Origin of the sequence: Streptomyces sp. NPDC048521 (assembly GCF_043199855.1) — a bacterium.
Lineage (GTDB): Bacteria > Actinomycetota > Actinomycetes > Streptomycetales > Streptomycetaceae > Streptomyces.
Window position 1 is genome coordinate 444,406 of the sequence record NZ_JBICWR010000004.1, and the last position, 25,387, is coordinate 469,792.

The 25,387-nt window shown below is 72.6% G+C and carries 27 protein-coding genes and 2 tRNA genes; 22 read left to right on the forward strand and 7 right to left on the reverse strand.

The features are described from left to right. Positions 1–370 precede the first annotated feature (370 nt). The 3 genes from ACGFRF_RS12960 to ACGFRF_RS12970 all read left to right on the forward strand — a co-directional run bounded on the left by ACGFRF_RS12960 (position 371) and on the right by ACGFRF_RS12970 (position 2,913). Positions 371–457, forward strand: a tRNA-Leu gene (locus tag ACGFRF_RS12960). Positions 458–708: 251 nt separating this feature from the next. Continuing rightward, entirely contained in the window at positions 709–1,884 is a 1,176-nt protein-coding gene (locus ACGFRF_RS12965; protein WP_393739090.1) for a 4-hydroxybenzoate 3-monooxygenase, read from the forward strand. 168 nt (positions 1,885–2,052) lie between these two features. Then, positions 2,053–2,913, forward strand: a complete 861-nt coding sequence (locus ACGFRF_RS12970; RefSeq protein ID WP_393739092.1) for a Bax inhibitor-1/YccA family protein — start codon at positions 2,053–2,055, stop codon at positions 2,911–2,913. A gap of 56 nt (positions 2,914–2,969) precedes the next feature. Here the strand turns inward: ACGFRF_RS12970 and ACGFRF_RS12975 are convergent, their stop codons facing one another. Beyond that, positions 2,970–3,200, reverse strand: coding sequence for a DUF4287 domain-containing protein (locus tag ACGFRF_RS12975; RefSeq protein ID WP_393739093.1), 231 nt, complete (start codon positions 3,198–3,200; stop codon positions 2,970–2,972). A 129-nt stretch (positions 3,201–3,329) separates the two neighbouring features. Here ACGFRF_RS12975 and ACGFRF_RS12980 point away from each other — a divergent pair, with 129 nt between their 5' ends. Continuing rightward, positions 3,330–3,611, forward strand: a complete 282-nt coding sequence (locus ACGFRF_RS12980; RefSeq protein WP_393739369.1) for a hypothetical protein — start codon at positions 3,330–3,332, stop codon at positions 3,609–3,611. A gap of 1 nt (position 3,612) precedes the next feature. On the opposite strand, the gene ACGFRF_RS12985 is transcribed toward ACGFRF_RS12980, so the two are convergent. The 3 genes from ACGFRF_RS12985 to ACGFRF_RS12995 all read right to left on the reverse strand — a co-directional run bounded on the left by ACGFRF_RS12985 (position 3,613) and on the right by ACGFRF_RS12995 (position 7,196). Further along, a complete protein-coding gene (locus ACGFRF_RS12985) occupies positions 3,613–4,383 on the reverse strand; it encodes a hypothetical protein (protein ID WP_393739095.1) in 771 nt (256 codons plus the stop codon). Between the two features lie 273 nt (positions 4,384–4,656). Continuing rightward, positions 4,657–5,874: an acetyl-CoA C-acetyltransferase gene (locus ACGFRF_RS12990; protein WP_393739096.1), complete on the reverse strand. Its 1,218-nt coding sequence runs from the start codon at positions 5,872–5,874 to the stop codon at positions 4,657–4,659. A gap of 302 nt (positions 5,875–6,176) precedes the next feature. Then, a complete protein-coding gene (locus ACGFRF_RS12995) occupies positions 6,177–7,196 on the reverse strand; it encodes an SGNH/GDSL hydrolase family protein (protein WP_393739098.1) in 1,020 nt (339 codons plus the stop codon). Between the two features lie 158 nt (positions 7,197–7,354). On the opposite strand from ACGFRF_RS12995, the gene ACGFRF_RS13000 reads away from it, so the two are divergent. Continuing rightward, complete coding sequence (locus ACGFRF_RS13000) at positions 7,355–8,746, forward strand: cystathionine beta-synthase (RefSeq protein ID WP_393739100.1); 1,392 nt, start codon at positions 7,355–7,357, stop codon at positions 8,744–8,746. A 378-nt stretch (positions 8,747–9,124) separates the two neighbouring features. Here the strand turns inward: ACGFRF_RS13000 and ACGFRF_RS13005 are convergent, their stop codons facing one another. Further along, positions 9,125–9,904 (reverse strand): SDR family NAD(P)-dependent oxidoreductase, encoded by a 780-nt coding sequence (locus ACGFRF_RS13005; RefSeq protein ID WP_393739102.1) that lies wholly within the window; start codon positions 9,902–9,904, stop codon positions 9,125–9,127. A gap of 61 nt (positions 9,905–9,965) precedes the next feature. On the opposite strand from ACGFRF_RS13005, the gene ACGFRF_RS13010 reads away from it, so the two are divergent. The 6 genes from ACGFRF_RS13010 (at position 9,966) to ACGFRF_RS13035 (ending at position 15,445) form a co-directional block, all read left to right on the forward strand. Beyond that, positions 9,966–10,337 (forward strand): holo-ACP synthase, encoded by a 372-nt coding sequence (locus ACGFRF_RS13010; protein WP_393739104.1) that lies wholly within the window; start codon positions 9,966–9,968, stop codon positions 10,335–10,337. Positions 10,338–10,382: 45 nt separating this feature from the next. Next, entirely contained in the window at positions 10,383–11,813 is a 1,431-nt protein-coding gene (locus ACGFRF_RS13015) for an NAD(P)H-hydrate dehydratase (RefSeq protein ID WP_393739106.1), read from the forward strand. Between the two features lie 302 nt (positions 11,814–12,115). Beyond that, on the forward strand, positions 12,116–13,282 hold the full coding sequence (alr, locus tag ACGFRF_RS13020) for an alanine racemase (protein WP_393739108.1): 1,167 nt from the start codon (positions 12,116–12,118) through the stop codon (positions 13,280–13,282). Positions 13,283–13,405: 123 nt separating this feature from the next. Continuing rightward, entirely contained in the window at positions 13,406–14,665 is a 1,260-nt protein-coding gene (locus ACGFRF_RS13025; protein WP_393739110.1) for an alpha/beta fold hydrolase, read from the forward strand. Continuing rightward, a complete protein-coding gene (gene tsaE / locus ACGFRF_RS13030) occupies positions 14,631–15,143 on the forward strand; it encodes a tRNA (adenosine(37)-N6)-threonylcarbamoyltransferase complex ATPase subunit type 1 TsaE (protein WP_393739112.1) in 513 nt (170 codons plus the stop codon). Before ACGFRF_RS13025 ends, tsaE begins: the two co-directional genes overlap by 35 nt. Before the next feature lie 128 nt (positions 15,144–15,271). Next, positions 15,272–15,445 carry a hypothetical protein gene (locus ACGFRF_RS13035; RefSeq protein ID WP_393739114.1) on the forward strand — a complete coding sequence of 58 codons (174 nt, stop codon included), beginning with the start codon at positions 15,272–15,274 and terminating at the stop codon, positions 15,443–15,445. On the opposite strand, the gene ACGFRF_RS13040 is transcribed toward ACGFRF_RS13035, so the two are convergent. Then, complete coding sequence (locus tag ACGFRF_RS13040) at positions 15,442–16,002, reverse strand: hypothetical protein (protein WP_393739116.1); 561 nt, start codon at positions 16,000–16,002, stop codon at positions 15,442–15,444. The genes ACGFRF_RS13035 and ACGFRF_RS13040 overlap by 4 nt on opposite strands. Before the next feature lie 113 nt (positions 16,003–16,115). Here ACGFRF_RS13040 and tsaB point away from each other — a divergent pair, with 113 nt between their 5' ends. The 8 genes from tsaB (at position 16,116) to ACGFRF_RS13080 (ending at position 21,612) form a co-directional block, all read left to right on the forward strand. Then, complete coding sequence (gene tsaB / locus ACGFRF_RS13045; protein ID WP_393739118.1) at positions 16,116–16,772, forward strand: tRNA (adenosine(37)-N6)-threonylcarbamoyltransferase complex dimerization subunit type 1 TsaB; 657 nt, start codon at positions 16,116–16,118, stop codon at positions 16,770–16,772. A 29-nt stretch (positions 16,773–16,801) separates the two neighbouring features. Further along, positions 16,802–17,272, forward strand: coding sequence for a ribosomal protein S18-alanine N-acetyltransferase (gene rimI / locus ACGFRF_RS13050; RefSeq protein ID WP_393739371.1), 471 nt, complete (start codon positions 16,802–16,804; stop codon positions 17,270–17,272). Next, on the forward strand, positions 17,265–18,350 hold the full coding sequence (gene tsaD, locus ACGFRF_RS13055) for a tRNA (adenosine(37)-N6)-threonylcarbamoyltransferase complex transferase subunit TsaD (RefSeq protein ID WP_393739120.1): 1,086 nt from the start codon (positions 17,265–17,267) through the stop codon (positions 18,348–18,350). The genes rimI and tsaD overlap by 8 nt, the downstream gene beginning before the upstream one ends. Beyond that, positions 18,347–18,604 (forward strand): hypothetical protein, encoded by a 258-nt coding sequence (locus ACGFRF_RS13060; protein WP_393739122.1) that lies wholly within the window; start codon positions 18,347–18,349, stop codon positions 18,602–18,604. The genes tsaD and ACGFRF_RS13060 overlap by 4 nt, the downstream gene beginning before the upstream one ends. Positions 18,605–18,737: 133 nt before the next feature. Beyond that, a tRNA-Gly gene (locus tag ACGFRF_RS13065) sits at positions 18,738–18,810 on the forward strand. A gap of 149 nt (positions 18,811–18,959) precedes the next feature. Then, entirely contained in the window at positions 18,960–19,991 is a 1,032-nt protein-coding gene (locus tag ACGFRF_RS13070; protein ID WP_393739124.1) for a LacI family DNA-binding transcriptional regulator, read from the forward strand. A gap of 117 nt (positions 19,992–20,108) precedes the next feature. Further along, on the forward strand, positions 20,109–21,164 hold the full coding sequence (locus ACGFRF_RS13075; protein WP_393739126.1) for an LCP family protein: 1,056 nt from the start codon (positions 20,109–20,111) through the stop codon (positions 21,162–21,164). A gap of 130 nt (positions 21,165–21,294) precedes the next feature. Next, complete coding sequence (locus ACGFRF_RS13080; RefSeq protein WP_393739128.1) at positions 21,295–21,612, forward strand: YciI family protein; 318 nt, start codon at positions 21,295–21,297, stop codon at positions 21,610–21,612. A gap of 73 nt (positions 21,613–21,685) precedes the next feature. Here ACGFRF_RS13080 and ACGFRF_RS13085 read toward each other — a convergent pair whose 3' ends face one another. Then, positions 21,686–22,852, reverse strand: a complete 1,167-nt coding sequence (locus ACGFRF_RS13085) for a methyltransferase domain-containing protein (RefSeq protein ID WP_393739130.1) — start codon at positions 22,850–22,852, stop codon at positions 21,686–21,688. A 90-nt stretch (positions 22,853–22,942) separates the two neighbouring features. Between ACGFRF_RS13085 and ACGFRF_RS13090 the strand changes: the two genes are divergently transcribed. From ACGFRF_RS13090 to groES, 3 genes are all read left to right on the forward strand, one after another. Then, positions 22,943–23,872 (forward strand): polysaccharide deacetylase family protein, encoded by a 930-nt coding sequence (locus tag ACGFRF_RS13090; RefSeq protein ID WP_393739132.1) that lies wholly within the window; start codon positions 22,943–22,945, stop codon positions 23,870–23,872. Then, positions 23,869–24,687, forward strand: a complete 819-nt coding sequence (locus ACGFRF_RS13095) for a polysaccharide deacetylase family protein (protein ID WP_393739134.1) — start codon at positions 23,869–23,871, stop codon at positions 24,685–24,687. Before ACGFRF_RS13090 ends, ACGFRF_RS13095 begins: the two co-directional genes overlap by 4 nt. A gap of 320 nt (positions 24,688–25,007) precedes the next feature. Next, on the forward strand, positions 25,008–25,316 hold the full coding sequence (gene groES, locus ACGFRF_RS13100) for a co-chaperone GroES (protein ID WP_039652762.1): 309 nt from the start codon (positions 25,008–25,010) through the stop codon (positions 25,314–25,316). Positions 25,317–25,387 lie beyond the last annotated feature (71 nt).

Consider the following 25,387-nt stretch of genomic DNA (forward strand, 5'->3'; position numbering starts at 1 on the left):
CGACGTGTGAACGTGGGGACCGATTCATCGTCCCTGCCGCGGGCGCCCGTGTAGTCAGTCGCTGTTCCGGTTCCCGAGGGCGACTCCGGTCGGACGGAGCGGGCCCGTGTCATACCTGGGGAGGACGGGCGACCCTGACGCCGACGGTGGCCAGAACAGGTGGAGCGCCCTCGTTCGGTAGGTGAAATTCCGTCATTTCGAGTGCGGTGGCACCCGCGTCACGTCACGCTGTCTGGCAAGTGCGGATGGCGTGTTCCGTGGGCTGATGCACCCTCAGACGTCAATAAAATAAGACAACATCGGTCCGCACGTCCGCTGTTCGGGGGATGCCTCCCGATAGGCTCGATCCTCGAAGCGGAGCCCATGGCCTGCCCGGATGGTGGAATGCAGACACGGCGAGCTTAAACCTCGCTGCCCCTTCGCGGGCGTGCCGGTTCAAGTCCGGCTCCGGGCACCACCCCACCCGCCGCAAGTGACGAGACGTGTGGGCGGCCGGCGTCCGTGCAGAGCGAGCGGACGCCCGCGACGAGTGCGGGCAGTGATCATCCGAGTGGGTGAAGGGCGTCGGGTACGTCGACCCGAACGCCGGCGAGCCCGACGAGAACCGCCACCACTTCGAGCCCGCGTGAATGCTGGGCTCGTTGACGCCCCCCTGTGAGTGAAATAAATTTCGCCACACGAACAAACAGGGATGGGAAGGGGCGACCGATGCGCACCACCGTCGGGATCATCGGAGCGGGGCCTGCCGGGCTGCTGCTCGCACGGCTGCTGCACCGCGCCGGCATCGAGTCGGTCGTCCTGGAGAGCCGAGACCGCGCCTACGTCGAACAGCGTCAGCGGGCCGGGATCCTGGAGCAGGGAACCGTCGACGTGCTGCGTGCCGCCGGAGCCGGGGAGCGGATGGACCGGGAGGGGCTGCGGCACGACGGCATCGAGCTGCGCTTCGACCGGCGCCGCCACCGCGTCGACTTCCCCGCGCTCACCGGCGGCCGCTCCGTGACCGTCTACGCCCAGACCGAGGTCTGCAAGGACCTCATCGCCCTCCAGTTCAAGGAGGGCGGGCCGCTGCTGTTCGAGGCGGAGGCGCTGGCGGTCGAGGGCGCCGAGGGGGAGCGGCCGCGCGTCCCGTTCCGCCACCAGGGCCGCGAGGACGTACTGGAGTGCGACTACGTCGTCGGCTGCGACGGCTTCTGGGGCGTGGCCCGCAAGGCCTTCCCGGCCGAGCTCTCCCGCGTGTTCGAGCGGTCGTACCCCTACGCCTGGCTCGGCATCCTCGCGGACGTGGCCCCCTCCCACGACGAACTGGTCTACGCCCGCCACGATCGCGGCTTCGCCCTCCTCTCCATGCGCTCCCCGTCCGTGTCCCGCCTCTACCTCCAGGTGCCCGCCGGGACGGACGCCGGGGAGTGGGGCGACGAGGAGATCTGGGACGAGCTGGAGCGCCGCTTCGAGACCGCCGACGACTGGACCCTGCACCGCGGCCCCATCACCCAGAAGTCGGTCACGCCCATGCGCTCCTTCGTGCACGAGCCGATGCGGCACGGCCGGCTCTTCCTCGCCGGGGACGCCGCCCACATCGTGCCGCCCACCGGCGCCAAGGGGCTGAATCTGGCCGTCGGCGACGTCGCCACCCTCGCCCGGGCCCTGGTCCACGAGAAGCGGACCGGCTCCCCTGAGCTGCTCGACGGCTACTCCGCGACCTGCCTGCGCCGGATCTGGCAGGCCGAGCGGTTCTCCTACGACATGACGACCCTGCTGCACCACGCCCCGGACGCCACCGCCTTCGACACCCGGCTGCAGCAGGCCCGGCTGGAACGCATCGTCTCCTCCCGCGCGGCCGAGACCGACCTGGCCGAGGCCTACACCGGCTTTCCTCTCGGCTAGGTACCGGATCCGTCAGGGAACGAGATCATCCGTGGCCGGGAATCACCTGTGCGCGTAGCGTGTTGCCCAGCACGGCGAGGGAAAGATCCTCCCCAGGTAGTACGGACGATCCTTTGCCAATCCATTACTCTTGAGCCAAGGCCACGAGGGTGGCCATGGAGGAGTGAAATGAGGAGCAGCAACCCGGTCTTCTCGCGACGGGGGTTCAGCCGCGACAACGGCTACGCCGGCTTCAACACCGCACCGCAGGCCGGGTACGCACAGGGCAACCCCTACGCGCAGAACCCGTACGCGCAGAACCCGTACGCCCAGCAGACCGCGCAGCACGGCGCCCCGCCCCAGGCCCCGGTCACCACCGACCGGATGACCATGGACGACGTCGTCGTCCGCTCGGCGATCACGCTCGGCACGGTCGCCGTCGGCGCCGTCCTCGCCTGGGCGCTGCTGCCGGTCTCGACGACCAGCTACGGCCTGGCGATCGGCTCGGCGCTGATCGCGTTCGTCCTGGCCATGGTCCAGAGCTTCAAGCGCACCCCCTCGCCCGCCCTGATCCTCGGGTACGCCGCCTTCGAGGGCGTCTTCCTCGGTGTCATCAGCGAGATGTACAACAGCCGGTGGAGCGGCGCGCCGTTCCAGGCGGTGCTCGGCACCATGGCCGTCTCGGCGGCGACCCTGCTCATCTACAAGGCAGGCTGGATCCGCGTCACCGCCCGCTACGCCCGCATCGGCATGGCCATCGCCATCGCCTTCGTGCTGGTCATGGCGGTGAACCTGCTGCTGGTCGCCTTCGGCGTCGCCGAGAACGGCGGTCTGCGCAGCTTCGGCCCGCTCGGCGCGGTCGTCGGCATCATCGCGATCCTGCTCGGCGCCTTCTTCCTGACCCTCGACTTCAAGCAGATCGAGGACGGCATCGCCTACGGCGCCCCGCGCAACGAGTCCTGGCTCGCCGCGTTCGGCCTCACCCTGACCCTGGTGTGGATCTACGTGGAGATGCTGCGGCTGGTGGCGATCTTCAGCAGCAACGACTAGCGCAGCCGCCGGTCACAGGCAGGGCCCCGGGCGATCCGCCCGGGGCCTCGTGCCGTTCAGAGCAGCTTGCGCGCTGCCCTCCTCAGGTCGTACTCGTGGACGAGCGCCTTCGCGTGGCCGTACGCCAGGTCGTACTCGTGCCGGAGCCAGCTGACCTTCTCCTCGAAGCGGAACAGGGCCGGGCCTTCTTCGACGGTGCGCAGCCAGTCGGAGACTTCACGACCGGTGCAGTGGGGGATGCGGGCGAGCATGTTGCGGTGGGTCTCCTCGGAGAGGACGTGGGACATCGGCGCCTCCGGACGCAAAGGGGATGTAAGCCGGTCCTTCAGGTCACCGTGCCTGAGCGTTCGCGTATTGGCAACAGTGCGGCGCGTTACGCTCGGCGCGTGCTTGATACGACGCCCTTGACCCGAGCAGTGGACCACTTCGCCGACCGGTTGCGGGCGGCACCGCAGAGCCGGCTGCAACGCGGCGCGGCGGCCGAGGCACTGGCGCTGGCCCGGGAGTTCGCCCGGTGGGTGCAGCGGGTCGAGGAGCCGGGGACCGAGCCCCGGGAGATGCCGGACGCGGGGATGTTCGCGGCGGCCGACCAGATCCTCGTCGCCGCGCACGACTTGGCGCTGGTGCTGCGCAGCGACGACGAGGTCGCCGAGGCGGTGCGGTGCGTGGAGGAGGCGCGGCGGCGCGCGGGGGTGTGAGTCAGAGAGACGCGATGACCCGGTCGGCCAGGACGTAGACCGTGTCCCCGCCGCACGCGAAGGTGAGGGTGTAGGCGCCGGAGATGCCCGAGCCGCCGAGCAGGTACGGCACCTCGCCCGCCGCCAGGGCCTGGGCCAGGCGCTCCGCCGTCTCCCGGTGACCCGGCGTCATGCACAGGGTGGTGCCGTCGGCGAAGACGTAGACGTCGAGGGTGCCGAGCGGGCCCGGCCGGACGTCGGCGAGTTCCACGCGTTCGGCGGCCAGCTGCTCCAGCGTGTTCACCGTGCGCTCGTGGTCGTGCACGGCCGGCGACTGCACCGGGACGAAGTCGGGGTGGGAGGGGTGGCGGCGACGGGCCGCGGCCAGTTCCGGGGACTCGTCGGCGTCGGCGGTCGGCTCGGACACCGGCTCCAGGCCCACGAAGTCGGCCTGCCGGGGCAGGAACAGGTCGGTGTCCGGCAGCCCGAGCACGGAGGGCGCGTCGGAGGCGTCGCGGGCCTCCTGCGCGGCCCAGAAGGCGCGCGCCTCGGCCAGCTCCCGCTCCCGCTCCTCCGCCAGCGCCTCGGCCACGGCCGCGCGTATCTGCTCGGTGTCCGAGCCGCTACGGGCGCTCGGCAGCAGCGCGCGCATCGCGGCGGCGTTGCTCTCGGCGAGCTGCGTGTGCAGCTCCGCGATCTGGCGGCGCAGCTGCAGGACGGTGCGCAGGACGGCGACGCCCACGGCGCCGGTGGCGGCCGTGGTGAGCAGCAAGGCGATCGGCATGGCGCTCACTGACGTACTCCCGGTTCAAAGTCGACCCCCGACTTCCTACATCAGCTTGAAGGGCGGACTAACCAGCTGTCAGTGCGTAACGTCACGAATCGGGCAGGACTTTGGTCGCGGGGTTTCGGGCAGAACGGCACTGACCTGCGTAGATGTCTCCGGTGAGGGAGATAGGTCACATCCTGGGGGAGATTGGATCACAGAAAGGCCCGGAACCCAGGGGCTTCCCGGGTTCCGGGTCTCTTTCTGGCGTACCGTGCCCGGCCCGCTACCGACGGTGGATCAGCTGAGGCGCTCGATGACCATCGCCATGCCCTGGCCGCCGCCGACGCACATGGTCTCCAGACCGAACTGCTTGTCGTGCCACTGCAGGGAGTTGATGAGCGTGCCGGTGATCCGGGCGCCCGTCATGCCGAAGGGGTGGCCGACGGCGATGGCGCCGCCGTTGACGTTCAGCTTGTCCAGGTCGATGCCCAGCTCCTGGTACGAGGGGATCACCTGGGCGGCGAAAGCCTCGTTGATCTCGACCAGGTCGATGTCGTCGATGGTGAGACCGGCGCGCTGCAGCGCCTGCTTGCTGGCCTCGACCGGGCCGAGACCCATGATCTCGGGGGACAGGCCCGAGACGCCGGTGGAGACGATGCGGGCGAGCGGGGTGAGGCCCAGCTCGCGGGCCTTGGTGTCGCTCATGATGACGACGGCGGCGGCGCCGTCGTTGAGCGGGCAGCAGTTGCCGGCGGTGACCAGCCCGTCCGGGCGGAAGACCGGCTTGAGGCCCTGGACGCCCTCCAGGGTGACGCCGGCGCGCGGGCCGTCGTCCTTGCTGACCACCGTGCCGTCGGGGAGGGTCACCGGGGTGATCTCGCGCTCCCAGAAGCCGTTCTTGATGGCCTCCTCGGCGAGGTTCTGCGAGCGGACGCCGAACTCGTCCATCTCCTGGCGGGTGACGCCTTTGGCGCGGGCCAGGTTCTCGGCGGTCTGGCCCATCGCGATGTACGGGTCGGGCAGCAGGCCGTCCTCGCGCGGGTCGTGCCAGGTGGAGCCCTCGGACGCGGCGGTGGCGGCGGTGCGGGCCTCGGCCTCGGCGAACAGCGGGTTGTGCGTGCCCGGCATGTCGGAGCTGCCGTGGGCGTAGCGGGAGACCATCTCGACACCGGCCGAGATGAAGACGTCACCCTCGCCGGCCTTGATGGCGTGCAGCGCCATGCGGGAGGTCTGCAGGGAGGAGGAGCAGTAGCGGGTGACCGTGCAGCCGGGCAGGTGGTCCATGCCCATCTGCACGGCGACGATCCGGCCGAGGTTGTGGCCCTGCTCGCCGCCGGGGAGGCCGCAGCCGAGCATCAGGTCGTCGATGTCCTTGGGGTCCAGCTCGGGGACCTTGGCGAGGGCGGCCTGGATGATCGTGGCCGTCAGGTCGTCGGGGCGCAGGTCCTTCAGGGAGCCCTTGACGGCGCGGCCGATGGGGGAGCGGGCGGTCGAGACGATGACGGCTTCGGGCATCACGGCTCCAGTGGACGGAGTTGTTCGGGCAGGGCCGGTTGGGAAGTTACCCGTACGTATGGTCTGGGTCACTGGTGTGGCGGTGTGACACTGACCGCAGTTTCTAAGCGCTTGCTTGGATCGCTGCCTCCTGTCCTCCCGCCTTCCCGCCCGGACACGGCAGGCCGGGAAGGCGCCGCGCGGGCTCGGGTGGGCGGGACGGGCGGGGTGACGGGCCGGGCAGGTCGTACAGGTGTTGCCTCGCTTTCGAGCCGCCGAGGCGGCTGGGTGGGTGGGTGAGCGGGGGCGGAGCCCCCAGGGGGTCACACCGACGGGGTCGCCGGCTCCGCCTCGGGTACCCGGCGCCGGCGGCGACGTTTCAGCAGCGCCCACGGCCCGCGAGGCCCCGTCGGCATCGCCGCCGTGACCTCCGTGCCGGCCTCCGACGCGGCCTCGGCCGCCGCGCGAGCGACCGGCAGGAAACCCTCGCGACGCGACACGTCCGGCCGTTCCTCCTCCGCCGGCCACAGGCCCAGTGCCGCGCACACCGTCGGCAGGACGGCCATCGCGGCCGTCGCGTACCCCTCCGCCGAGGGGTGGTAGTTGTCCGGCCCGAACAACTCCCGCGGATTCGCCTCGAACTCGGGGCCCAGCAGATCCCCCAGGGACACCGTCCGCCCGCCCTGCTCGACCACGCCGATGGTCTGGGCGGCCGCCAGCTGCCTCGACGCCCGCCGGGCCAGCCACCGCAGCGGCTGCTGCACCGGCTCGATGGTGCCGAGGTCGGGACACGTGCCGACCACCACCTCCGCGCCCGCCGTACGCAGCCGCCGTACCGCCGCCGACAGGTGCCGTACCGAGCGGGTGGGCGGCATCCGGTGGGTCACGTCGTTCGCGCCGACGATGATCACGCAGATGTCCGGGACGGGGAACGACGACGAGAGCACCAGCGCCACCTGGCGGTCCAGATCGTCGGACTGGGCCCCGGGCAGGGCGACGTTGCGCAGTTCCACCGGACGTTCCGCCACCGCCGCCAGCCCCGACGCCAGCAGCGCGCCCGGCGTCTGGCCCGCCCGGTGCACGCCCTGCCCCGCCGCCGTGGAGTCGCCGAGCATCGTCAGCCGCAGGGGCGGCTCACCGGGGACGTCATAAGCATGGCCGTACAGACCGTCGGCCACCGGCACCCGGCCACCGCTGCCGTTGCCCACATGGCGCCGGGCCAGCCGCATCTCCGTCAGCAGCAGACCGACGGCCGCCGCACCCACCAGCCCGACCCCGCCACCGCCGTACGCCGCTCCGGCCGCGATGCGCCGGGCCACTCGCGCCCTCGACATGCTCGTCATGCGTCGCCGCCACCTCCTCGTAGCCGTATCCACTCCTTGCCCCGTACCGACCGTGCGCCAATCTCGACGGGGAGTGAACGACCGTCTCCCGTCACCCGGGGGCCTTAGGCTGGCGGAACCACTACGACCACTGTTTTTGCAAGCAACCGGAGACAACGGTGCACTTCCACGACTCGATGATCAGCCTCGTCGGCAACACCCCGCTGGTGAGGCTCAACAACGTGACCAAGGGCATCCAGGCGACCGTCCTGGCCAAGGTGGAGTACTTCAACCCGGGCGGCTCCGTGAAGGACCGCATCGCCCTGCGCATGATCGAGGCCGCCGAGCAGAGCGGGGAGCTGAAGCCGGGCGGCACGATCGTCGAGCCGACCAGTGGGAACACCGGTGTGGGACTGGCCATCGTCGCTCAGCAGAAGGGGTACAAGTGCATCTTCGTGTGCCCCGACAAGGTGAGCACCGACAAGATCAACGTGCTGCGCGCGTACGGCGCCGAGGTCGTCGTCTGCCCGACCGCGGTGGACCCCGAGCACCCGGACTCGTACTACAACGTCTCCGACCGGCTCGTGCGGGAGACCCCCGGCGCCTGGAAGCCCGACCAGTACTCCAACCCCAACAACCCGCTCTCGCACTATCACTCGACCGGCCCCGAGCTGTGGGAGCAGACCGAGGGGAAGATCACCCACTTCGTGGCGGGCGTCGGCACCGGCGGCACCATCTCCGGCACCGGCCGCTACCTGAAGGACGCCAGCGACGGCAAGGTCAAGGTCATCGGCGCCGACCCCGAGGGCTCGGTGTACTCCGGTGGCTCCGGGCGGCCGTACCTGGTCGAGGGCGTCGGTGAGGACTTCTGGCCGACCGCCTACGACCGCACCGTCGCCGACGAGATCGTCCCGGTCTCCGACAAGGACTCCTTCCAGATGACCCGCCGCCTGGCCAAGGAGGAGGGCCTGCTGGTGGGCGGCTCCTGCGGTATGGCCGTCGTGGCCGCGCTGCGGGTCGCCGAGCGGCTCGGCCCCGACGACGTCGTGGTCGTCCTGCTCCCGGACAGCGGCCGCGGCTACCTCAGCAAGATCTTCAACGACGAGTGGATGGCCGACTACGGCTTCCTGGAGGACGAGGGCCCCAGCGCCCGCGTCGCCGACGTCCTGAGCGACAAGGCGGGCGGCTCCATCCCGTCCCTGGTGCACATGCACCCGGACGAGACCGTCGGCCAGGCCATCGAGGTGCTCCGCGAGTACGGCGTCTCGCAGATGCCCGTCGTCAAGCCGGGCGCCGGTCACCCGGACGTCATGGCCGCCGAGGTGGTCGGCTCGGTGGTGGAACGGGAGCTGCTGGACGCCCTGTTCAGCAAGCGCGCCTCCCTCGAGGACCCGCTGGAGAAGCACATGTGCGCTCCGCTGCCCCAGGTCGGCTCCGGTGAGCCGGTCGGTGACCTGATGTCGGTGCTGGGTTCGGCGGACGCGGCGATCGTGCTGGTCGAGGGCAAGCCGACCGGTGTGGTCAGCCGGCAGGACCTGCTGGCCTTCCTGGCCAAGGGCGGCAACAAGTAGCGAACGTCCGGTGAACTGCGCGTGACCCGGGCGAACTTACGGTGACCGTGGCCGATCGAGCCGATCCGGAAGTGGTACGAGGGTGTCACGTGCGCGCAGCACCCGCTTAACACGGGTCCGGCACATTGGTAGGTGTCGGCAGGGCGGGAGCGGCTCCCCGCCCCAGCCGGCGCCGAACGGCGCCAAGGACCTCCGGAGCGGCTCCCGGACCTCCATGGACGCCACGGACGCGCAAGCCCGGCCCTGACCCGGCCCGCGTCCCTCGCGGGGACCGCCGTCGTCCCGCCCCCCGGAAAACGGGGGTGCGGCGGTCCCCGCGCAATCCTCTTTCCGCCGAGGCCGATCGGCACATCGGCGGCGCGGTGCGGACGAGCCGGCTCAGTGGACCGAGAAACCGCCGTCGACGAAGATCGACTGCCCGGTGACGTACGCGGACGCCGGGCCGGCGAGGAACACCGCCGCGCCCTCGAAGTCCTCGGCGAGCCCGTTGCGTTTCACCATCGTCCGCGCCGCCAGCGCCGCCACCCGCTCGGGGTCGGACGACAGGCGTGCGTTCAGCGGCGTCATCACGAAGCCCGGCACGAGGGTGTTGCAGGTGACGCCGTGCGGCGACCACGCCTCGGCCTGGGAGCGGGCCAGTGACTCGAGCGCCCCCTTGGAGACGCCGTAGGCGCCGCTGTGCACGAACGCCCGGTGGGCCTGCTGGGAGGTGACGTGGATGATCCGGCCGAAACCGCGCTCGGCCATTCCCGGCCCGAACCGCTGCCCCAGCAGGAAGGGTGCCTCCAGGTTCACCGCCATGGTGGCGTCCCACACGTCCTCGCCCAGCTCGCTCATCGGCGGCCTGAGGTTGATCCCGGCGCAGTTGACGAGGATGTCGGGCTCCCCGAACACGCCGGCCGCCTCCTCGGCCGCCGCCCGCACCCCCTCACGGGTGCTCAGATCCCCGCTCACCCAGGCCGCCCGGCACCCGTCGGCCACCAACGCGTCGGCCGTCTGCTGCAGTTGCCCCTTGTTCCGGGCCACGATCACCACGCTCGCCCCGGCCCGCGCCAGCGCGCCGGCGATGGCCCGTCCGATGCCGGAACTGCCTCCGGTCACGAGGGCGACGCGGCCGTCCAGTGAGAACAGGTCCGTCAGATAGGCCTTTGATGTCATGTCCGGAGCGTAGACGGCGGCACGAGACGTCCCGCCGCCCGGCGCCCGTAGGCTGCGGTCCATGAGCATCATCGGAGTCGGGATCGACGTCGCCGAGATCGATCGGTTCCGGGCGTCGTTGGAGCGGACGCCGGGGCTGGCGGACCGCTTGTTCGTGGAGCGGGAGCTGCTGCTGCCCAGCGGGGAGCGGCGGGGTATCGCCTCGCTCGCGGTGCGGTTCGCCGCCAAGGAGGCGCTGGCGAAGGCGCTGGGGGCGCCGCCGGGACTGCACTGGACCGACGCCGAGGTGTACGTCGAGGACAGCGGGCAGCCCCGGTTGCGGGTGAAGGGCAGTGTGGCCGCGCGGGCGGCCGAGTTGGGAGTGCGGTCCTGGCACCTGTCCTTGAGCCATGACGCGGGGGTGGCCTCGGCCGTGGTGGTCGCCGAAGGCTGAGTGCCCGGGTGTGGGGGGCCGGGGTTCCGGGGCAGACTCGGTGCCATGCGTACTGCGTACAGCGTGGAGACGGTAAGGGCGGCCGAACGGGCGCTGATGGCACGGCTGCCGGAGGGCGCGCTGATGCAGCGGGCGGCCGCCGGGCTGGCCGCCACCTGCGCGGAGTTGCTCGGGCGGGTGTACGGCAGCCGGGTGGTGCTGCTCGTCGGCAGCGGGGACAACGGCGGCGACGCGCTGTACGCGGGCGCGCGGCTGGCGCGGCGGGGGGCGGGGGTCACGGCCGCACTGCTCTCGCCCGAGCGGGTCCATGCCGGGGGACTCGGTGCCCTGCGGCGGGCCGGCGGCTCCGTCGCCGCGGACGATGCCGCCGAGGAACTGATCCAGCGGGCCGATCTCGTCGTCGACGGGATCGTCGGGATCGGGGGCAAGGGCGGGCTGCGGCCCGCCGCCGAGCGGCTCTTGGCGGTGATGGAGCGGTCCCGGGCCGCCGTGGTGGCGGTGGACCTGCCCAGTGGGGTCGAGGCCGACAGCGGGCAGGTGCGCGGGGCCGCGGTCCGGGCGGACCTCACCGTCACCTTCGGTACGTACAAGCCCGGGTTGCTGGTCGATCCCGCGCGGGAGTACGCCGGGGTCGTACGGCTCGTCGACATCGGGCTGGAACTGCCTGCCGAGGGCGAGCTGGAGGCCTTGCAGCACGCGGATGTGGCGCGGCTGCTGCCGGTACCGGGCGCCGAGAGCGACAAGTACCGGCGGGGGGTCGTCGGGATCGCCGCCGGGTCGGCGCGGTATCCGGGCGCCGCCGTCCTCGCCGTTTCCGGGGCCCTGCGGGGCGGGGCGGGAGCCGTGCGGTACGTCGGGCCCGCCGCGGAGGCGGTCCTCGCCCGCTTCCCGGAGACGCTCGTGTCCGACGCGGGGCCCGCCAAGGCCGGCCGGGTGCAGGCCTGGGTGGTCGGGCCGGGGGCGGGGGACGACGCGGCGACCGTGGCCGAGGTGCTGGAGGCGGAGGTGCCCGTGCTGGTCGACGCGGACGGGCTGCGGCTGGCCGACCGGGATGCGGTGCGGGCGCGTACGGCGCCGACGCTGATGACGCCTCACGCGGGGGAGGCCGCCGCGCTGCTGGGGCTGCCCCGGGAGGAGGTCGAGGGGGCACGGCTGGCCGCGGCACGGGAGTTGGCGGCGGTGTACCGGGCGACCGTGCTGCTGAAGGGGTCCACGACGCTGGTGGCCGACTTTGGGGGCCGTGCCGTGCGGGTGAACGCCACGGGCACGTCATGGCTCGCCACGGCGGGGAGCGGGGACGTGCTGTCGGGGCTCGCGGGGTCGTTGCTGGCGGCGGGGCTGCCGGCGTGGGACGCGGGGAGCGTGGCGGCGTATCTGCACGGTCTCGCCGGGCGGTTCGCGGCACAGGGCGCGCCGGTGGGGGCGCACGACGTGGCGGATCGGATTCCGCAGGCATGGCGGGACGTACGCGGCTGAGCCCGCCGGGCGCCCGGTGCGGCAGCGGGCCGGGGCGGGTTCGCCCGCCCGGGCCGGCGGGGCCCGTTCGCGCCCACCGGTGCCGCCCCGGCGGCACGGCGGTCGGCGCCGCCCAGGGAGCCGACGCAGGCCAAGACGCTGCCGTGGACGGCGTGGCGGCCGGGCGCCTGCCGGGCTCGCCGACGCGCGCACCCGGTGGGGCCTGCTCGAGCAGGCCGACCGTGGCCACGTGCGGAGGCGGCGGCCGGGTATCTGACACGGCACCCGGGGTCCGTGCGGCCCTCTGAGAGACTGGGGGCGCCATGAGTGAGACTGCAACTGTGCCGACCGCCCCCCTGCGCGCCCGCGCCGAGATCGATCTGGGCGCCCTGCGCGCCAACGTGCGGGCGCTGCGTGCCCGTACGCCGGGTGCGGCCCTGATGGCCGTCGTCAAGTCCGACGGCTACGGCCACGGGGCGGTGCCGTGCGCCCGCGCGGCCCGCGCGGCGGGGGCCACCTGGCTCGGCACGGCCACGCCCGAGGAGGCCCTCGCGCTGCGCGCGGCCGGCCTGCCGGGGCGCGTCCTGTGCTGGCTGTGGGTGCCGGGCGGCCCCTGGCGGCAGGCGATCGAGGCCGACATCGACGTCTCCCTGAGCGGACTGTGGGCCCTGCGGGAGGCCGTCGAGGGTGCCCGCCAGGCGGGCCGGGCCGCGCGGGTGCAGCTCAAGGCCGACACCGGGCTCGGGCGGAACGGCTGCCAGCCCGCCGACTGGCCCGAGCTGGTCGCCGAGGCCCTGCGCGCCGAGGCCGCCGGGCTGGTCCGGATCACCGGACTGTGGTCCCACCTCGCCTGCGCCGACGAGCCCGGGCACCCCTCGATCGCCGCCCAACTCGACCGGTTCCGGGAGATGCTCGCCCACGCCGAGGGCCAGGGCGTGCGCCCCGAGGTGCGGCACATCGCCAACTCGCCCGCCACCCTCACCCTGCCCGAGACCCACTTCGACCTCGTCCGCACGGGCATCGCGATGTACGGCATCTCGCCCAGCCCGGAGCTGGGCACCCCGGCCGACTTCGGGCTGCGCCCGGTGATGACGCTGAGCGCCTCGCTGGCCCTGGTCAAGCACGCCCCGGGCGGGCACGGCATCAGCTACGGCCACCACTACGTCACCTCTGGCGAGACCACCCTCGGCCTGGTGCCGGTCGGCTACGCGGACGGCATTCCGCGGCACGCCTCCGGGACCGGTCCGGTGCTGGTCGACGGCAAGTGGCGGACGGTCGCCGGGCGGGTCGCCATGGATCAGTTCGTGGTCGACCTGGGCGGGGACGAGCCCCCGGTGGGCAGCGAGGCCGTGCTGTTCGGGCCCGGCGACCGCGGCGAGCCCACCGCCGAGGACTGGGCGCAGGCCTGCGGCACGATCGCGTACGAGATCGTCACGCGCATCGGAACCCGGGTTCCCCGCGTCTACGTGAACGGGGAAGAACTCGGGTAACCCGTCAGGGGCCGGCAGCGTCACCTGGGAAACAGCGGCACCCGAGCACCACTCCGGCATACTCCTGCATCATCCGTATTCACCCACACAGGCGAACTGCAGCACGGCGAAGAGGAGCGGTACGTGAGCGAGAGCAGCGCGGAGGTCGTGGCGGACGTCGTCGCCGCGGCGGCCGCCGCCTCCGCCGCGGAGGCGGCCGCGAGCTGGCGCCGGGCGACCGGTATCGCCGGCGCCGCGATAGGCGTGCTCGCCGCGGGCGCGGCGGCCGGCGTCGCCATCGAGCGGATGACGGTGGGGCGCGGGATGCGGCGTAGGGCCCGGCTGGCGCTGGACTCGGCCGGCCCCTACGGCACCCTGCGCGGCACTCCGGGCAAGGCGTACTCCGACGACGGCACCGAGCTGTACTACGAGGTCGACGAGACCGAGCCCGATCCGGGTCCGCACGTCTCCCCGCGCCGGCGCCGGCTCTTCGGACGCAAGGCGCCCGCCCCGGTCACCGTCGTCTTCTGCCACGGCTACTGCCTCAACCAGGACTGCTGGCACTTCCAGCGCGCCGCCCTGCGCGGGGTCGTGCGGACCGTGCACTGGGACCAGCGCAGCCACGGGCGGTCCGGGCGGGGCGTGGCCCAGACCCGTGACGGGGCGCCCCTCACCATCGACCAGCTCGGCCGCGATCTGAAGGCGGTCCTGGACGCCGCCGTACCGGACGGGCCCCTGGTGCTGGTCGGTCACTCCATGGGCGGGATGACCATGATGGCCCTCGCCGCCCAGTACCCCGAGCTGATCCGGGACCGGGTCGTCGCCACCGCCTTCGTGGGGACGTCGTCCGGGCGGCTCGGCGAGGTCAACTTCGGGCTCCCGGTGGCCGGTGTCAACGCGGTGCGCCGCATCCTCCCCGGTGTGCTGAAGGCGCTCGGGCAGCAGGCGGAGCTGGTGGAGAAGGGCCGCAGGGCCACCGCCGACCTGTTCGCCGGGATCATCAAGCGGTACTCGTTCGCGGGACGGGACGTCGACCCGGCCGTCGAGCGGTTCGCGGAGCGGATGATCGAGTCCACGCCGATCGACGTGGTCGCCGAGTTCTACCCGGCCTTCACCGACCACGACAAGACCGGGGCCCTGGCCTACTTCCGGGACATGCCCGTGCTCGTGCTGGCCGGAGTGCAGGACCTGGTCACGCCCAGCGAGCACAGCGAGGCCATCGCCGACCTGCTCCCGGACGCCGAGCTGGTGCTCGTGCCGGACGCCGGGCACCTGGTGATGCTGGAACACCCGGAAGTGGTCACCGACCGCCTCGCCGACCTGCTCACCCGCGCGGGTGCCGTGCCCGCAGGGGCTACCGTAAGTGGCTATGGAACGACCAGCAGCACCGCACCACCCCGCTGAGACCCGGCTGACGATCACCTCGCCCGAACAGATGCGGGAGCTGGGCCGCCGGCTGGCCAAGCTGTTGCGCGCGGGCGACCTGGTGATGCTCAGCGGGGAGCTCGGCGCGGGCAAGACCACACTGACCCGCGGGCTCGGCGAAGGGCTGGGCGTGCGCGGCGCGGTCACCTCGCCGACCTTCGTGATCGCCCGGGTGCACCCCTCCCTGGGCGACGGGCCGCCCCTGGTCCACGTGGACGCCTATCGGCTCGGCGGCGGCCTGGACGAGATGGAGGACCTGGACCTCGACGTCTCGCTGCCCGAGTCGGTGATCGTCGTGGAGTGGGGCGAGGGCAAGGTGGAGGAACTGACCGAGGACCGGCTCCAGGTCGTCATCCACCGGGCGGTCGGAGACACCACCGACGAGGTACGGCACGTGACGCTGACCGGGCTGGGGGAGCGCTGGGCGGACGCCGGCCTGGAGACCCTCACGGCCTGATCCGCCCCCTTTTCCCGACAAGCTGTCGGCACCGTGTTGCGCCGGACGTCCCGGGCGTGGTCACATGGTGTCCAGTCCGTAGTTAGGTGTACCTAACTACGCCCGCCCCCGCACCACAGGAGGCGTCCATGACCGCTCCCCGCCCCACGGACCAGCCGCGCCCGGCCGTGCTCGCCGGGATGTCCATGCGCGACCTGCTGGCGTCGTGCGCGGCCGCGGACGCCGTCTCCCGGCCACCGCGGGACCCGGAACCCCAGCAGCGGGCCCCCGAACCCGCCGGGGAGCGGCGCGCCGCCGCCTAACGGATCACGACCACCCGTACGCCGATCGTCGCGAACGTCCACATCACGTTCCCGTCCGCCCGCGTCTCCCGGATGCCGCCCGTCTTCACGCCCGGATCGGCCGGCGTGCGCGAGCCCTCGCCCACCGCCGCGCTGAAACCGATCGCCACCCCGTCCACGCTGGTGAACCGCACGACGTGCTCGATGGGGGTGCCGTCGGTGCCGGTGACCGCGTTCGAGCGGGACGACACCCAGTAGGTGCCCGGCAGCGGGTCGAGGGTGCCCGGGGTCACCTTGAAGGTGCGCTGCACCCGGTTGCGCGCGTCGACCAGCCAGACGCGGTCGTCGTCCACCGAGTACACGACCCGTTCACCCGTACCGGAGCCACTCGGCAGGGCGGCCGGGTTGCGCCGGTCGCGGGGCGCCTTGGAGGCGGCCGCCGAGGCGGACGCGTTCGCCGCGGGCTTGCCGCCCAGGGTCGCCGGAACGGTGGCCTGGGCCTGGTAGGCGAGGAATCCGACCGTTGCGACGGCCGCCGCGGTGAGGCCGGTCACGATCACCGAGCTGGTCCCTGCCACCTGCGCCCACCTCTGCCTCGTGCGATATGTCGTACTTCGTACAGACCGTAGCAGCCGGTGACCGCACGACCCGGACGGCCATGCGAGCGGCGCGGGCGCCGTAGGCTGTTCGCGTGCTCTTGCTCGCTCTGGATACCGCAACACCCGCCGTCACCGTCGCGCTGCACGACGGCACGGACGTCATCGCCTCGTCGAGCCAGGTGGACGCGCGCCGGCACGGTGAGCTGCTGCTGCCGGCCGTCGACCGGGTTCTCGCCGAGGCCGGGCTCACGCTGGAGGCGGTCACCGGGATCGTCGTCGGCATCGGCCCCGGCCCCTACACCGGCCTCAGGGTCGGCCTGATGACCGCCGACACCTTCGGCCTCGCGCTCGGCGTCCCGGTGCACGGCGTATGCACCCTGGACGGCCTCGCCTACGCCGCCGACATCGAGGAGGGCCCCTTCGTCGTGGCGACCGACGCCCGGCGCAAGGAGGTCTACTGGGCGACGTACGCCGACTCGCGCACCCGGCTGACCGACCCGGCCGTGGACCGGCCGGCCGACATCGCCGAGCGGGTCGCGGGGCTCCCGGCGGTCGGCGCCGGCGCGCTGCTCTACCCGGACACGTTCCCGAGCGCCCATGAGCCCGAGCACGTGTCCGCCGCCGCCCTCGCCTCGCTCGCCGCCGAGAAGCTGGCCGCGGGCGCGGAGCTGCCGGCCCCCCGGCCGCTGTACCTGCGCCGCCCGGACGCCCAGGTCCCCAAGAACTACAAGGTGGTCACCCCCAAGTGACTCAGCCGGCACCCCCCCGACTGCGCGAGATGCGCTGGTGGGACATCGACCCGGTCCTGGAGCTGGAGAAGGACCTGTTCCCCGAGGACGCCTGGTCCCGGGGCATGTTCTGGTCCGAACTGGCCCACTCCCGGGGCGCCGAGGCCACCCGGCGCTATCTCGTGGCCGAGTCCGGCGGCCGCATCGTCGGCTACGCCGGCCTCGTCGCCTCCGGTGAGCAGGCCGACGTCCAGACCATCGCCGTCGCCCGGGACCAGCAGGGCACCGGCCTCGGCGGGCGCCTGCTCGCCGAACTGCTGCGTGCGGCGACCGCGTTCGAGTGCCACGAGGTGCTGCTCGAGTGCCGGGTCGACAACGTCCGCGCCCAGAAGCTCTACGAGCGCTTCGGCTTCGAGCCCATCGGCTTCCGGCGCGGCTACTACCAGCCGGGCAACGTGGACGCCCTGGTCATGCGCCTGACCGACCCTTCTTCAGTTCAAGGAACCGAGATCAATGGCTGACGAACCTCTCGTCCTCGGCATCGAGACCTCCTGCGACGAGACCGGCGTCGGCATCGTCCGCGGCACCACCCTGCTGGCGGACGCCGTCGCCTCCAGCGTCGACGAGCACGCCCGCTTCGGCGGCGTCGTACCGGAGGTCGCGTCGCGCGCGCACCTGGAGGCGATGGTCCCGACCATCGACCGCGCGCTGAAGGAGGCGGGCGTCTGTGCGAAGGACCTCGACGGCATCGCGGTCACCGCGGGGCCCGGCCTCGCGGGCGCCCTCCTCGTCGGCGTCTCGGCGGCGAAGGCGTACGCCTACGCCCTGGGCAAGCCCCTGTACGGCGTCAACCACCTCGCCTCCCACATCTGCGTGGACCAGCTGGAGCACGGCCCGCTGCCCGAGCCGACGATGGCCCTGCTGGTGTCGGGCGGCCACTCCTCCCTGCTGCTGTCCTCGGACATCACCTCCGACGTCCGCCCGATGGGCTCGACCATCGACGACGCGGCCGGCGAGGCCTTCGACAAGATCGCCCGCGTGCTGAACCTGGGCTTCCCCGGCGGCCCGGTCATCGACCGGTACGCGAAGGAGGGCGACCCGGAGGCGATCGCCTTCCCGCGCGGCCTGACCGGCCCGCGCGACCCCGCCTACGACTTCTCCTTCTCCGGCCTGAAGACGGCCGTCGCCCGCTGGATCGAGGCCAGGCGCGCGGCGGGCGAGGAGGTCCCGGTCCGCGATGTGGCCGCCTCCTTCCAGGAGGCCGTCGTCGACGTCCTGACCCGCAAGGCCGTCCGCGCCTGCAAGGACGAGGGCGTCGACCACCTGATGATCGGCGGCGGTGTCGCCGCCAACTCCCGGCTGCGCGCCCTCGCCCAGGAACGCTGCGAGGCGGCCGGGATCCGGCTGCGCGTCCCGCGCCCCAAGCTGTGCACGGACAACGGCGCGATGGTCGCCGCGCTCGGCGCCGAGATGGTCGCCCGCGACCGCGCCGCCTCCAGCTGGGACCTGTCGGCCGACTCCTCCCTGCCGGTCACCGACCCGCACGTCCCGGGCCACGACCACGTGCACGAGGTCAGCAAGGAGAACCTCTACTCGTGACGGTCGCGCTGATGTGGGAGGCGCGGGCCGCCGAGGGCCGGGGTGAGGAGCTGCTCGCCTGGGTGCGGGGGCAGCGCCTCGGCCGGGATCCGGTGCGGCGGGAGACCTTCCGTGCGCCGCAGGACCGGGTGCTGGTGATCACCTGGTGGGAGGCGCCGTACGACGCCTCGCTGCCCGAACTGCCCGATCCCCCCGGGGACGTGGTGACGCGTCCCGTGCACCGGTGGCGGTTCGAGTCGGTGGCGGACGGCTAGCGTTCGGGTCGGTGCCCGGGGCGCACGCCCCGCACCGGTGAGCAGTCCCATGAGAGAGGCGAGTTGGGAGAACGGCGCCGGCTGCGCTATGATCATCACACGCGAACGGCCGGAAACCCGGTCCGGACGCAGTGCGTTGGTGGTCCAAGGAAAGACGCCCCGCTTCCTGCGGGGAGATGCAGGTGCAAGGCCTGCCCGGCGCTCCATCCAGCCCCGCCCCCGGTTGTCCGGGGGCGGGGTTTTGCTGCGTTGCGAGCGTTTTTCCGAAAGTTTCGGAAAGTGTGTCGAATGTTCCGGAGTCCCGCGGTGCGACAGGGCCTTCGTCCTGAGGTCCCGCAGGGATACGATCGCGGGCATGAAGCCTTCGAAGCCCACAGAAACGCAGACGGCGACCCTCGCCGAAATCGCCCGTGAGGCCGGGGTGTCCGCTCCGACTGTTTCGAAGGTGCTCAACGGTCGCGCCGACGTAGCCCCCGCCACCCGCGCCCGCGTCGAGGAGCTGTTGCGCGCCTACGGGTACCGGCGCCGGCGCGCCGAGGCCTCCCGCTCCCCGCTGATCGACCTGGTCTTCCACGAACTGGAGAGCGCCTGGGCGATGGAGGTCATCCGGGGCGTGGAGAACGTCGCCCGGGACGCCGGACTGAGCGTCGTGCTGTCGGAGTCGGCCGGGCGGCTCACCCCCGGGCGGACCTGGGCCGACCAGGTCGCCGCCCGCCGCCCGCACGGGGTGGTGCTCGTGCTGTCCGGGCTCGACGAGTCCCAGCGGGCGCTGCTGACCAGCCGGTCCATCCCGTTCGTGGTGATGGACCCGGCCGGCGACCCCGGACCCGACGTGCCCTCCATCGGCGCCACCAACTGGCAGGGCGGACTCGCCGCCACCCGTCACCTGGTGGAACTCGGCCACACCCGGATCGGCGCGATCAGCGGCCCGTCCCGGATGATGTGCAGCCGGGCCCGGGTCGACGGCTACCGGGCGGCCCTGGAGACGGCCGGGCTGCCGGTCGACCCCTCGCTCCTGGTGACCGGCGACTTCCACCATGACGCCGGCTACCGCCTGGGCCTGGAGCTGCTGCGCCGCCCCGACCGGCCGACCGCGGTCTTCGCGGGCAACGACCTGCAGGCGCTCGGCCTGTACGAGGCGGCCCGTGAGCTGGGGCTGCGCATCCCGGACGACCTCAGCGTGGTCGGCTTCGACGATCTGCCGGTGGCCCGCTGGGTCGGCCCGCCGCTGACGACCGTGCGGCAGCCGCTGACCGAGATGGCCGAGGCCGCGGCCCGGCTGGTGCTGGAGCTGGGGCGCGCGGAGGAGGAGCGGGCGGCCACGCGGGTGGAGCTGGCGACCAGCCTGGTGGTGCGGTCGAGCACGGCGGCGCCCACGGCGAGGTGACGCCGCTGGCCGGGAGATGACCGCCGACGGTGACGTCAGGATGAGAACTCCACAAGAAAACCGGCGCTCACGGCTTCTGCTAACAGTCCCCTAATAATTCGGACGTACGTTCCTGCCGTGACGCGACACGAGGAGCAAGGCGGCACGGGCCGAGCGGTGGGCCGGCGGGCGAGAGCGCTGCGGATCGCCGGCCTCACCCTGGCGGGGGCCCTGGTGCTGGGCGCGGCCGCGGCGGGCTGGGCGTACTGGCACCTGAACAACAACATCACCGGCGTCGACATCAACAGCGCGCTCGGCGACGACCGGCCCGCCCGGGCGGTGATCGCCCCGCCCGTGACCGCCTCGGCCGCCGCCTCCCCGCTGCCGACCGGCTCCCTGAACATCCTGGTCCTCGGCTCGGACTCGCGCAGCGGCAAGGCCAACCAGGCGCTCGGCGGCGGCGACAGTTCCGGCGCCCGCTCCGACACCGCGATGGTGATGCACATCGACGCGGGCCGTACCGAGGCCACCGTCGTCAGCATCCCGCGCGACACCCTCGTCACCCGGCCGTCCTGCCCGCTCCCCTCCGGCGGTTCCACGGCGATGGCGTACCAGACCATGTTCAACAGCGCCTACTCGGTGGGCGGTCCGGTGTGTGCGGTGAAGACCGTCGAGTCGGTCACGAACGTCCGCATGGACCACTACATCGAGATCGACTTCTCCGGCTTCGCCCGGCTGGTGGACGCGCTCGGCGGCGTCGACGTCACCACCGAGCAGGACATCGACGACGACAAGAGCCATCTGCACCTCGCGGCGGGGGACCACCACCTCGACGGCACCCAGGCCCTGGCCCTCGCCCGCACCCGCCACGGCATAGGCGACGGCAGCGACCTGGGCCGGATAGGTCTGCAGCAGACGCTGGTCAAAGCGCTGCTGGAGCGGATCGCCGCCACCGACCTGCTCACCGCCCCGGCCAGGCTGTACCAGGTCGCCGACGCGGTCACCGCGAGCCTCACCACCGACACCGGCCTCGACTCCCTGAAGGAGCTGATGAACCTCGGCCAGAGCCTGAAGGGCCTCACGGCCGACCGGGTGAGGACGGTGACGATGCCGGTCGTCCCCGCCCCCTTCGATCCCAACCGGGTGGTCGCGAAGGAGCCGGCGGCGAGCACCCTGTGGGCGTCCCTGCGGTAGGGCCCGAGAACACCGGGCCGAAAAAAATCTTCAGGTGATCTGCGCGAGCGTGTCGATCCGGGTGTCTCCCGTTCGACGCAGGGGTGAGCGGCGGGGAACGGTCCCGCCGCCACGGACCGAAGGAGTCACCATGCCGCGCTACCTGTCGCTCGTGCGCATCGACGAGACCTCCGCGCCCGCCGAGGGCCCCAGCGAGGACCTGATGCAGCGCATGGGCGAGCTGATCGAGGAGATGACCAAGGCCGGTGTGCTGCTCGACACCGCCGGGCTCACCCCGTCCGCCCAGGGCACCCGGGCCACCTGGGAGGGCGGCCGGATCTCCGTCACCGACGGGCCGTTCACCGAGTCCAAGGAGGTCATCGGCGGCTACGCGCTCATGCAGTGCAAGGACAAGGCCGAGGCCCTGGAGTGGACCAAGCGGTTCCTCCAGCCGCGCTCGCCGGCCTGAGGACACCGACGAACAGACTGCCCACCGTGGCGATCCGGTTCGCGGTGTCCTTGTCCCGGGACGCGCGCGGGCATCACCTCAACGGGTGGCCGATCAGCATCGTCGGCGCCCCCGCCACCCGGGTGAGGAACACGGTCGCCGCGTTCGGTCCCTGCGGCCTGACCTTCCGGCGCAGTTCCTCCGGTTCGACCGCGGAGCCGCGCTTCTTCACGGTCAGCGTGCCGACCTCCCGTTCCCGCAGCAGCGCCTTCAGCTTCTTGACGTTGAACGGGAGCCGGTCGGTGATCTCGTAGGCGGAGGCGTACGGCGTGGGCCGGGGTTCGTCGGCGGTGACGTACGCGATCGTCGCGTCGACGAGCCCGCCGCCGACCTCCTCGGCCACCTCCGCGACCAGGTGCGCGCGGATCACGGCACCGTCGGGTTCGTACAAGTACCGTCCCACCGGCCGCACCTGGGGATCGGGCAGTCCCCGGCCGAGCAGCGTGCGCGGGCCGGGCAGCAGCGTGGCCCGTACGGCGCCCGGCGCCCCGGTGCCGAACCACAGCACCGCCTCCTTCACGTCCCCGCCGTCGGAGATCCACTCGGCCTCGGCCTCCGCGGGCACCGCCTCGTGCGGGATGCCCGGTGCGATCTTCAGGGCCGCGCGGGGTGCCGTACGCGCCGCGCCGACCGCCCAGGACAGGGGCGGCGAGTAGGCCTCGGGATCGAAGATGCGGCCGCGCCCGCCCCGCCGGGCCGGGTCCACGAACACCGCGTCGTACCCGGCGGTGTCCACCTCCGTGACGTCGGCCTCGCGCACCTCGATCAGGCCGGCCAGCCCCAGCGCCTCGGCGTTCGCCCGCGCCACCGCCGCCGTCAGCGGGTCCCGGTCCACGGCCAGCACCCGGATCCCGGCCCGCGCCAGCGCGATCGCGTCCCCGCCGATCCCGCAGCACAGGTCGGCGACCGAGGTCACGCCCAGGTCCCGCAGCCGCCGCGCCCGGTACGCGGCCACGCTCGACCGCGTCGACTGCTCGACCCCGTTCGGCGTGAAGAACATCCGCCCGGCGTCCTCGGCCCCGAACTTCGCCGCCGCCCGCTGCCGCAGCCGGGCCTGGCCGAGCGCGGCCGACACGAGCTCGGCAGGGTGGTCGCGGCGCAGCCGGGTGGCCACGGCCAGCTCCTGCGCGGGCTCGGTGTCGCGCACCTGGTCGAGGAGGGCGCGGCCTTCGGGGGTGAGGAGGAGGGCGAGGTCGTTCACCGGGTCATTGTGGGCCAGTCGGTGGATGGTGCGCCTCCGGCGGCGGTGTCGGCCCGGGTTGCGGGCCGGGTCCTGGGAGGATCCGGCACCATGCGAGCAGTAGTACAAAATGACAAAAACCGGACTCAGGCTCGGACGCGGTCCCGTTCCCGGTCCCTGGCCCGCGGCTGCGGAGCCGCCGTACTGGCCTCCGTCGCCCTCCTCTCCGGCTGCGCCGGACCGGACTCCGGCCGGTCCGCGCCCGGCCAGGGCGGCCCCGCCCAGGCCCGGGACCACGGGGGCGGCCAGGCCGCCGAACACGCCCGCCTGGTCGCCGCCGCCCGGCGCTGGGGGCTCGAACAGGTCCCGCTGACGCCTCCGCCACCGCCCGCGGTGAAGCCGAAGATCACCGCCCGCGCCGGCTTCGAGGTGGACCACCAGGACGACTGGGACCTGCCACCGGTCTTCACCACGGTCCCCACCCGGCAGAAGGTCGTCTTCCTCACGATCGACGACGGCGCGGAGAAGGACCCGAAGTTCCTCGCCATGATGCGGGACCTGAAGATCCCCTACACCGCCTTCCTCAGCAACTACCTGGTCAAGGACGACTACGCCTACTTCCGGAAGATGCAGTCCCACGGCAACACCCTCAACAACCACACGCTGCACCATCCCTACCTGCCGGGCCTGACCTACGAGGAGCAGAAGGACGAGATCTGCGGCATGCAGTCCGTCATGAAGAGTCAGTTCGGCAAGGCGCCCACCGTCTTCCGCCCGCCGTACGGCAACTACAACCAGGACACCCTGGTCGCCGCGAAGGCCTGCGGCATCAAGTACGCGCCGATCTGGAACGAGGAGGTCTTCGTCGACCACTGGGAGTACCGCGAGGACGACCGGCGGCTGCGCCGCGGCGACATCGTCCTCACCCACTTCCGCGGCCGGGACGACTGGGACGGCACGATGGTCGACGACATGCGCCGCTTCCTGAACAAGGTCACGCGCGAGGGCTACGCCGTGGCCCGCCTGGAGGACTACCTGTGAGGCGGGCGCGGGGCCTGGCCGCGGCACTCGCCGCGGCCCTCCTCCTCGCGGGCTGCGCGCAATCCGTCGACCCCATCGAACGCCTCGGCAAGAAGGCGGCCGAAGGGGTACGCCCGCACGGCCCCGCCCCCGACCGTTCCTACCGCCACTGGGGCCTGTCCGCGCCCCTGGCCCGCCCGCCCCGGCCCACCACCCGGCCCCTCGCCCTCGGTCCCCGCACCGGGGGCCGCACCCTGCCCCGCGTCGTGGACCACGTCCCCACCCGCGACCCGGTCGTCTTCCTCACCTACGACGACGGCGCCGAGAAGGACCCCCGCTTCGTCGACATGGTCCGCGAACTCCGCCTGCCCGTCAGCCTGTTCCTCACCGACAGCGTCGCCGGCCCCGGCTACGGCCACTTCGCCCGTCTGCGCGGGCTCGGCGCCGGCATCCAGAACCACACCGTCGACCACCGCGCGCTCGCCGGACAGCCGTACGCCGCCCAGCGTGCCGAGATCTGCGGCCAGCAGCACCGGCTCCGGGCCCGCCTCGGCGTCCGCCCCCGCCTCTTCCGCCCGCCCTACGGCGCGTACGACACCACCACCGTGCGCGCGGCGGCCGACTGCGGCATCTCCACGGTCGTCCTGTGGCGCGCCGCGATGACCCCGGCGGACCTCGTCTTCACCCGGGGCGAGCACCGCCTGCGCCCCGGCGACATCGTCCTGGTCGGCCCGGACGAGTCCACGGGTCCGACCCTGCGGGAACGCACGACGCGGGTCCTGCGGCGGGTGCAGCAGCGGGGGCTGACGGTGGGGCGCCTCGAGGACTACCTGTAGAAGACCCGGCTCGTACGGCGTCCGAGGACGCGACACGCCAGGGCCGGCCGCGGGGTCCGGAGGGCGGCAGCACCCGGTGGAGGCGGGCGGACACCGGTCACGGACACGCTCGACGCACCCCGAACCCGGCCGACGCGCCGCACGGCATTGGCACTCCGCTTGACCGAGTGCTAATCGCGGTCATAGTCTCGGCTCTGGCACTCCCCACTGGAGAGTGCCAACAAAGCGACGGGCAGGTCCGGCACCCGCGACGACGGATCGACCTGGTCGCCACCTCAGACAGTTAACCCCGTGAGATCTCCGAAGGGGGAGGTCGGATCGTGACGACCGCCAGCTCCAAGGTTGCCATCAAGCCGCTCGAGGACCGCATCGTGGTCCAGCCGCTGGACGCCGAGCAGACCACGGCCTCTGGCCTGGTCATCCCGGACACTGCGAAGGAGAAGCCCCAGGAGGGCGCCGTCCTCGCCGTGGGCCCGGGCCGGTTCGAGAACGGCGAGCGCCTTCCGCTCGACGTCAAGGTCGGCGACGTCGTCCTCTACAGCAAGTACGGCGGCACCGAGGTGAAGTACAACGGCGAGGAGTACCTCGTCCTCTCGGCTCGCGACGTCCTCGCGATCATCGAGAAGTAACACCTCGAGCAGAACCTTTGCTTATGGCTGCGCCCCTGGCCCCCGCGATCGATAAGAAGCCGGGCGCCCGG

What these genes read in the sequence shown, in the direction of transcription:
- ACGFRF_RS13035 (WP_393739114.1), top strand. Translation starts at nt 15,272, where the DNA reads ATGACCGCTCCCCGCCCCACGGACCAGCCGCGCCCGGCCGTGCTCGCC.
- ACGFRF_RS12995 (WP_393739098.1), bottom strand. Translation starts at nt 7,196, where the DNA reads ATGACGAGCATGTCGAGGGCGCGAGTGGCCCGGCGCATCGCGGCCGGA.
- tsaE (WP_393739112.1), top strand. Translation starts at nt 14,631, where the DNA reads ATGGAACGACCAGCAGCACCGCACCACCCCGCTGAGACCCGGCTGACG.
- tsaD (WP_393739120.1), top strand. Translation starts at nt 17,265, where the DNA reads ATGGCTGACGAACCTCTCGTCCTCGGCATCGAGACCTCCTGCGACGAG.
- ACGFRF_RS13005 (WP_393739102.1), bottom strand. Translation starts at nt 9,904, where the DNA reads ATGACATCAAAGGCCTATCTGACGGACCTGTTCTCACTGGACGGCCGC.
- ACGFRF_RS12970 (WP_393739092.1), top strand. Translation starts at nt 2,053, where the DNA reads ATGAGGAGCAGCAACCCGGTCTTCTCGCGACGGGGGTTCAGCCGCGAC.
- ACGFRF_RS12975 (WP_393739093.1), bottom strand. Translation starts at nt 3,200, where the DNA reads ATGTCCCACGTCCTCTCCGAGGAGACCCACCGCAACATGCTCGCCCGC.
- rimI (WP_393739371.1), top strand. Translation starts at nt 16,802, where the DNA reads ATGCGCTGGTGGGACATCGACCCGGTCCTGGAGCTGGAGAAGGACCTG.
- ACGFRF_RS13070 (WP_393739124.1), top strand. Translation starts at nt 18,960, where the DNA reads ATGAAGCCTTCGAAGCCCACAGAAACGCAGACGGCGACCCTCGCCGAA.
- alr (WP_393739108.1), top strand. Translation starts at nt 12,116, where the DNA reads ATGAGTGAGACTGCAACTGTGCCGACCGCCCCCCTGCGCGCCCGCGCC.
- ACGFRF_RS12990 (WP_393739096.1), bottom strand. Translation starts at nt 5,874, where the DNA reads ATGCCCGAAGCCGTCATCGTCTCGACCGCCCGCTCCCCCATCGGCCGC.
- ACGFRF_RS13010 (WP_393739104.1), top strand. Translation starts at nt 9,966, where the DNA reads ATGAGCATCATCGGAGTCGGGATCGACGTCGCCGAGATCGATCGGTTC.
- ACGFRF_RS12965 (WP_393739090.1), top strand. Translation starts at nt 709, where the DNA reads ATGCGCACCACCGTCGGGATCATCGGAGCGGGGCCTGCCGGGCTGCTG.
- ACGFRF_RS13090 (WP_393739132.1), top strand. Translation starts at nt 22,943, where the DNA reads ATGCGAGCAGTAGTACAAAATGACAAAAACCGGACTCAGGCTCGGACG.
- ACGFRF_RS13080 (WP_393739128.1), top strand. Translation starts at nt 21,295, where the DNA reads ATGCCGCGCTACCTGTCGCTCGTGCGCATCGACGAGACCTCCGCGCCC.
- ACGFRF_RS13015 (WP_393739106.1), top strand. Translation starts at nt 10,383, where the DNA reads ATGCGTACTGCGTACAGCGTGGAGACGGTAAGGGCGGCCGAACGGGCG.